7 protein-coding genes and 1 pseudogene are annotated in these 6,280 nt (G+C 71.2%); 6 read left to right on the plus strand and 2 right to left on the minus strand.

What is annotated here, in order from left to right; genetic code table 11:
* Nucleotides 1-619 (minus strand): annotated as a pseudogene (locus tag AB8Z75_RS30490) (hypothetical protein); the annotation flags it as partial.
* 7 nt (nt 620-626) lie between these two features.
* Nucleotides 627-1,478, minus strand: a complete 852-nt coding sequence (locus AB8Z75_RS30495) for a lytic transglycosylase domain-containing protein (protein WP_369207644.1) — start codon at nt 1,476-1,478, stop codon at nt 627-629.
* A gap of 781 nt (nt 1,479-2,259) precedes the next feature.
* On the opposite strand from AB8Z75_RS30495, the gene AB8Z75_RS30500 reads away from it, so the two are divergent.
* The 6 genes from AB8Z75_RS30500 to AB8Z75_RS30525 all read left to right on the plus strand — a co-directional run.
* On the plus strand, nt 2,260-2,772 hold the full coding sequence (locus AB8Z75_RS30500; protein ID WP_369207646.1) for a DUF6668 family protein: 513 nt from the start codon (nt 2,260-2,262) through the stop codon (nt 2,770-2,772).
* On the plus strand, nt 2,769-3,083 hold the full coding sequence (locus AB8Z75_RS30505) for a hypothetical protein (protein ID WP_369207648.1): 315 nt from the start codon (nt 2,769-2,771) through the stop codon (nt 3,081-3,083). Before AB8Z75_RS30500 ends, AB8Z75_RS30505 begins: the two co-directional genes overlap by 4 nt.
* 61 nt (nt 3,084-3,144) lie before the next feature.
* A complete protein-coding gene (locus AB8Z75_RS30510; RefSeq protein ID WP_369207650.1) occupies nt 3,145-3,420 on the plus strand; it encodes a hypothetical protein in 276 nt (91 codons plus the stop codon).
* Nucleotides 3,420-4,187, plus strand: a complete 768-nt coding sequence (locus tag AB8Z75_RS30515) for a hypothetical protein (protein ID WP_369207652.1) — start codon at nt 3,420-3,422, stop codon at nt 4,185-4,187. The genes AB8Z75_RS30510 and AB8Z75_RS30515 overlap by 1 nt, the downstream gene beginning before the upstream one ends.
* Nucleotide 4,188: 1 nt before the next feature.
* Nucleotides 4,189-5,535, plus strand: a complete 1,347-nt coding sequence (locus tag AB8Z75_RS30520; protein WP_369207654.1) for a hypothetical protein — start codon at nt 4,189-4,191, stop codon at nt 5,533-5,535.
* Nucleotides 5,536-5,659: 124 nt separating this feature from the next.
* A partial coding sequence (locus AB8Z75_RS30525) for an SCO6880 family protein (protein WP_369207656.1) occupies nt 5,660-6,280 on the plus strand: 621 nt, incomplete at its 3' end.

Below are 6,280 nucleotides of genomic sequence, written 5' to 3' on the forward strand. Positions count from 1 at the left end.
CCCGTGACCGCTCGGGCCCAGCCCCGGACCCCCGTGACCGCTCGGGCCCAGCCGCGGACCCCCGTGACCGCTCGGGCCCAGCCCCGGACCCCAGTGTCGGCTCGGGCACGGCCCCGGAGTCGAGCGCGCCCTGGGAGCCGGGCGCACCCGCGGAGCCAGGCGCGCCCTCGGGTGGCGGCGGCGACGCCTCCTGTGGTCCCGGCCCGGTTTCCGGCTCCACCAGTTGGCTCGACCCGTCCGGGGCGACTCTGACGTACGTCGCGTAGCCCTCGCCCCGCAGGTCGAGGATCGTCGCGTCGACCGGCTCGCCGCGCTCCTCGGCCGCGCGGTGCGCCGCGTCGAGCACGGCGACGTGCACCTCTTCCCCCTCCCCCACCGGCATGAGCGCCCCGTTGAGGGATACGGCGCCGTCTTGGGTGATGAGGAACGCGAAACGTCCGGACGCTGCCGCCGACGTGCGCGTCTCGCCGGTGTCTTCCCGTGCTGCCTCGGAGTGGTCACCCGAGGGCGCGGCACCGTCCCGCGTCTCCGCCACCGCTACGCCGTCCCGTGGTGCCGCGTCGTCGTCCGGCTGCGCCGGCCGGCGCCCGAGCGATGTGTCGTCGGGGGTGCAAAGCATCCGGTGCTCACTCTCCACTCTCTTCGGGGTCGGGCGAGGACGGTGCGTCCGGGTCGGGTGGGGGTGACACGCTGGGATTCGAGGTCGAGGGGATGCTCTCCGAGGGAAAGTCGGAAGGTGCCACGGAGCCGCCGATGCCCTCGAACCGGGGGAAGTTCGCGCGGACCCCCGCCACGTAGCTCTGGGCCTCGGTGGTCGCGGGCACCCCCTTGGCCTTCTGCACCGCGTCCAGGCCGACCGCGTACGCCGCCAGCGTCAGGTCGAGAACACTCTCACCGTCCAGGGCCTCGCCGCTGTCGACGAGCGGCTTGACCTTCTCGGCGAGGTCGCACATGTACCGGCCCTGGGCCATGATCGAGTCCTCGGGGTCGGTCGCCTGGGTTTCGTCGTTGTCGTCCTCATCCTCGCCGAACTCCTCGAACTTGTCCGGCGGAAGCTGCGAGATGCCCTTCTCCCCATTGGGTCCGAGCATGTCCTTGTTGAAGGACGACTCGCGCTCGATCTGCGCCGCGATGACGACCGGGCCGATGGCGTCGCAGATCCCGCCGGCCTCCTGAATGGTGTCCGCCAGGTCGTCGGGGACGGTGTTCTCGTCCAAGTCGCCCTTCCCGTCGCCCTGCACCGACTCGGAGACCTTGTCGGTGTCGATGTCCGAGCCGTCGTCGGCGCCACCTCCGCCGCCGCCGAAGAACAGGATGAGGGCGATGATCGGCGCGAAGAGGACTCCGAGCCCGCCGAAGATGATCAGCAGGACGACGAGTCCGGCCGCGACCACGGGCAACGACACGCACCCGCAGCCCAGGCTCGCCAGACCGATCACGGCCGCCTTGCTGGAAGCGCCTCCGCCGTCGTCGCTCATGGGTCCACCTCCTTTCCCCCGCCTCTCCGCCGCACCGATCCCGGGCGGACTACCAGGAACGGTGAACCACTTCCGCTGAAGTCCCGTTGTGCCTCTCCGACGGAGCACAACGCGCTGCACACCGAACGGGCGCGATGCCGAAACAGTTCAATCGAGTTCGCGCCGACCGCCTCCGTCCGGGCCGCGAGGGCGCGGCAGCACAGGAGTTCTTCAAGGAGAGGAGGCTGGCCCCGCGATGAGCGTCCCCCCATCAGCGTCCGCCGGCCCGCACATGTGGGTGCGCGGACCGACCGCAGCAGCCCAACCCGGTGGGGAGGCCCCCGAGCGTGCCGGGGTGGACGAGGCGTCCGCCCGCACGAACGCGGAGCAGTCTCCTCCGGCTGCTACGGCCGCACCGGTTGCGCAACAGACCGCGCAGGCCACCCAGGCGGCCCCGCAAGCCCAGGCGGCCCCGCAAGCTCCGCAGACCCCGCAGACCCCGCAGGCCCCGCAGGCCCCGCAGGCCCCGCAGCAGACCGCGCCGGCACCGCATCGCCCCGCACCCGCACCGCAACAACCGGCACTGGTCGCCCCACAACCAGCACCGGTAACCCCACAACCGGTACCGGCGCCGCAACAACCAGCATCAATCGCCCAGCAGCCGTCCCCGGCACCAGCACCAGCACCAGCACCAGCCCCGGCCCCGCAGCAACCGGAACCGGGGCCGGGGCCGGGACCGGAACCGGGGCCGGCCGCACAGCCACCCACACCGGTGTCGTTGCCGGGCGCTGGGCCGGCCGGGGTGCCGTCAGCGGCCGTCCCCGGACAGTCACCGGGGCATCCGGCGCCGGCTCAGGTCTCCTCGCCCGGCGGCGCCCTCGTCAGCTGGGTCGGTGCGCACGGCGGGGCGGGGACGAGCACGCTCGCCGAGGTCGTGGGCGGCAGCGATCTGGGGCGTCACTGGCCCGATCCCTCCCAGGGCGATCCCGGACGCGTACTGCTGGTGGCCCGTACGCACGCGACGGGTCTGCGTGCGGCGTCCCGTGCCCTGGAGGCACTGCACACCGGAGCGCACCCGGAGGGTGTGGAACTGCTCGCCGTGGTCCTCGTGGCGGACGCGCCGGGCCGACTGCCGCTCCACCTGCTCCAGAGGGTCCGCGTTCTGCGTTCGGTCGCGGAAGTGCGCCGGGTCCCCTGGGTCCCGGCGTGGCGCGGGGAGAAGCGGACCGGTGCGTTGCCGAAGGGCGTCCGCTCCCTCGCGGCACTGGCGGAGAGCCCGATCAACAGGCCCGGAAGGCATGAAGGAAAACGATGAGCGTAGTGAGCCACGTACTCGATCCGGCATCTGTCGAACCGTTGATGCAACTGGCCGAGGAGGGTGCGCCAGGAAAGGCGGAAGCGGTAGCGGAGGCGTCGAAGATCCTCAGCTGGCTGGCCTACGGGGCCTCGGCGGCCGGGGTTCTCGGCATCATCATCGTCGGCACCCAGCTGGCCCTCCAGCTGCGCCGGGGGGACATGGGCGAGGGCGCGATGTACGGCCGAGGGCTGTTCATCGTGCTGCTGGCCTCGGTCCTCGCCACGACCGCCGCTCCGCTCGTGCAGTGGTTCATCCCGAGCGCCCCCTGAAGTCCGCCGGTCACTCCCGGCGTCGTCCCCCATCAGCACACCTCGACGTGAAGGAATACCCATGAAGGCGTCCATGCTCTACCACCTGGCCAACGTCCCCCAACCGAAGGGCGAGGCTCCCAAGGGGCTCGGCGACAAGGTCGAACAGATGCTCAACCTGGCCGCCTGGGCCGGAACCGCGGCCGGTGTCCTGGGCATCGTGATCACCGGCGCGATGATGGGCATCTCCCTCAAGCGCGGTGAGAGCTCCGAGCACATGAGCCGCCTGGGCATGGTGCTCGCCGGATGCTGCCTCGTCGCCTCCGCGGGCCCGTTCGCCAGCTGGATCTTCAAGTGATGTTCACACGTCGGAAGAGCCAGGCGGAGGAGCCCAAGGAGTTCTGGAAACAGCGCAGTTGGGTCTCCTCAGCGGTATTTCTGGGCACCGCACTCGTCATCGGCTCCGTCTCCCTTCTCACAGGCGGAGCCGGCGACGAGGCCGACGCCGCACCCCCCGAAGCCGTGAAGGGCCCGCTGTCCACCGACGACGCGAAGGACGGCGGGCGAGCCAAGGGGGAGCGACCGGAGGGATGCCGTACCGAGGACGACGAGGACGCCACCCGGCCGACCTCCGCGCCGAAGGACGTGGAGTGGAAGAACCTGGACGGCGTCACGGTTCCGACCTCGCCGTCGGCAGGTCCCACCCGGTTCAGCGGCCCCGTGTGGTGGTGCTACGCCCACACGCCCATGGGGGCGGTCATGGCGGCGCACGGCATTCTCACGCACATGAGCACCGCCGACTGGCGGACCGTCGCGATGCAGCAGCTCGTGGCCGGAGAGGGGCGCGAGGCGTTCATCTCCCAGCGGTCGCAGCTGGGGCAGACGCAGGTGACGGGTGAGGACGCCGGGGTTCCTTCGGGGTTCTTCGTCGGTTCCTTCACGAAGGACACGACGCAGGTGCGGCTCCTCATCAAGGGCGCCAGTGGAGGTCTGGGAGTGGCGACGGTGTCCATGCGGTGGAGCGGCGGCGACTGGAAGGTGAAGCCGCACACGGACGGAAGCCTCTTCGCCACGTCGGACTCCGGCGTGAACAGTAATGGTTTCATCAAGTGGGGAGCTGCCTGACATGGCTGGTCCATGCAGTTCGGGGAATCCGTTCCTCGATGCCCTGAAGGGTTTCTTCGAGTTCCTGGGAGACCCCGTCGGGACCATCATGAAGGGCATCGGGGACCTCGTCATGAAGGCCGCTCTCAGCGCCTTCCAGGCGCTGAGCTCCAATATCCCCACCTTCGCGCCGGGTGCGTCGCAGCCGGTCCAGGGCCAGTTGCACTGGCTGGTCGTGTACGTGGCCATCGGCTCGCTCATCTTCGCCTGTATCAAAATGGCCGCCGAGCGGCAGGGAGAAGCGGGGCAGACCGCGCTGCGGGGCATGATCCGGCTCATCGTGGTGGCCGGCGGGGGCACGACCATCGTGACCTCCGCCGCCGTGGTCGGTGACGGTTTCGCCAATCACCTGTACGGGTTGGCGATCCAAGAGCAGATGATGCAGTCGATGTGCACGTCCTCGAAGGACGTGCCCGCCTTCCTGTACCTGATTCTCGCGTTCCTGATGCTCATTGCCGCCATCGTCCACGGGCTCATGTTGTACATCCGTCTCGCGGTCATGATCGTGCTGTTCGGAACGCTTCCGATGGCCGCCGCAGCCTCCATGAGCAACTGGGGCGGCGGCTGGTGGCGCAAGCACATGGGCTGGATGGTCGCCTGGCTGCTCTACAAACCCGCAGCCGCGCTCATCATCTACGCGGGAACCAAGATGCTCAGCGGCGACCTGCCGCAGGATCCCGGGAATGCCGGGGAGCGGATCCACGTCAAGATCGCCGGTATCTGCGTGATGCTGCTGTCGGCCATCGCCCTGCCCGCGCTGCTGAAGCTGATCGTGCCCGCCACGGCCGCGCTGGGCGGCGGCAGCGCCTACACCGGTGCCGTCACCGGCGCCGCGGGCGGCATCGCCTCCGGGGCCAAGTCGATCGCCTCGTCCGGGCTCTCCAGCAAGGGCGACGGAGGCTCTGGGGGCGGATCCGGGCCCTCCGGGTCCTCAGGCGGCGGTGGGCAGGCCGGCTCCGGAGGCCGGGCAGGGCCCGCGGGCAGAGCCGGGCCTGCCGCTCTCGCCGGCGGCGGTGGCGGCTCGTCCGGCGGGGGCGGTGCGAACGGCTCGGGCCCGACCGGCAGCCGCGGCTCCCGGGGCGGCGGCTCGGAAGGCGGCGGCTCGGGCGGCGGCTCGGGCGGTGGAGGCGCCGGCCGGGGGTCCGGCGGCGGACCCAGCGGTGCCGCACGAGGCGCGGGCGCGGCGGCAGGGCCGCTCGCTGCCGCCGCGGTGGCCGCGGAAACCGCCAAGGGCCTCGCCAAGGGCACCGCGAACCTCGCCACCGGCTCGCTCGAAGGCGGCAGACAGGAAGACGGCCTCAACCAGTAGGCCCCGCTCGGGGCGTACGCACAGGGCCTGGCAGCGCCCGGCGCGTACGCCCCGCCAGAAAACCCGCAGTCTCCTTCCCCTCCCGCGAGGGGCACGGACCGAGGGACACGGAAGGAAGCAACGCATGTCTACCCACGCCGCGTCGAGCCCGACGTACGGGAACTGGCGCCGGCCGAGAAGGCCGGGGCTCGGCCCCTTCGGCATGATCGGTACCGCGGGCCTCTTCGGTGGGCTCGTCGTGACGCTGCTGGCGTCGCTGATCTCACTGGCGGCGGCGGTCGTCGTGCTGGTGCCGCTGAGCATCGTGCTCGTACCGCTGTTGATCCGCACCCAGGACGGGCGCAACTCCTACCAGTTGCTCGCCCTGCGCATCGGCTGGATGCGCCGCAAGTCCAAGGGGTCCACCACCTACGTCTCCGGTCCGCTGTCGCGCCGTACGGGCGGGCGGTTCCAGCCTCCCGGGCTGCTGGGCCGGATGCAGATGCGTGAGGGCAGGGACGCCTACGACCGCGACTTCGGTGTCCTCTTCCACCGCAGCCGCAACTTCTACACCATCGTTCTCGCCTGCGAGCCCGACGGCGGCTCGCTGGTCGACCCGGACCAGGTGGACAACTGGGTGGCCGCGTGGGGCGGCTGGCTGTCCCGGCTCTCGCACGAGACGGGCCTGCGCGGGGCCTCCGTCATCGTCGAGACGGCACCCGACTCGGGTACCCGGCTCGCGAACGAGGTGCTGCCCCGCCTCGCC

The organism is Streptomyces sp. PU-14G, assembly GCF_041028275.1.
GTDB lineage: Bacteria > Actinomycetota > Actinomycetes > Streptomycetales > Streptomycetaceae > Streptomyces.

What these genes read in the sequence shown, in the direction of transcription:
- AB8Z75_RS30495 (WP_369207644.1), bottom strand. Translation starts at nt 1,478, where the DNA reads ATGAGCGACGACGGCGGAGGCGCTTCCAGCAAGGCGGCCGTGATCGGT.
- AB8Z75_RS30510 (WP_369207650.1), top strand. Translation starts at nt 3,145, where the DNA reads ATGAAGGCGTCCATGCTCTACCACCTGGCCAACGTCCCCCAACCGAAG.
- AB8Z75_RS30515 (WP_369207652.1), top strand. Translation starts at nt 3,420, where the DNA reads ATGTTCACACGTCGGAAGAGCCAGGCGGAGGAGCCCAAGGAGTTCTGG.
- AB8Z75_RS30505 (WP_369207648.1), top strand. Translation starts at nt 2,769, where the DNA reads ATGAGCGTAGTGAGCCACGTACTCGATCCGGCATCTGTCGAACCGTTG.
- AB8Z75_RS30520 (WP_369207654.1), top strand. Translation starts at nt 4,189, where the DNA reads ATGGCTGGTCCATGCAGTTCGGGGAATCCGTTCCTCGATGCCCTGAAG.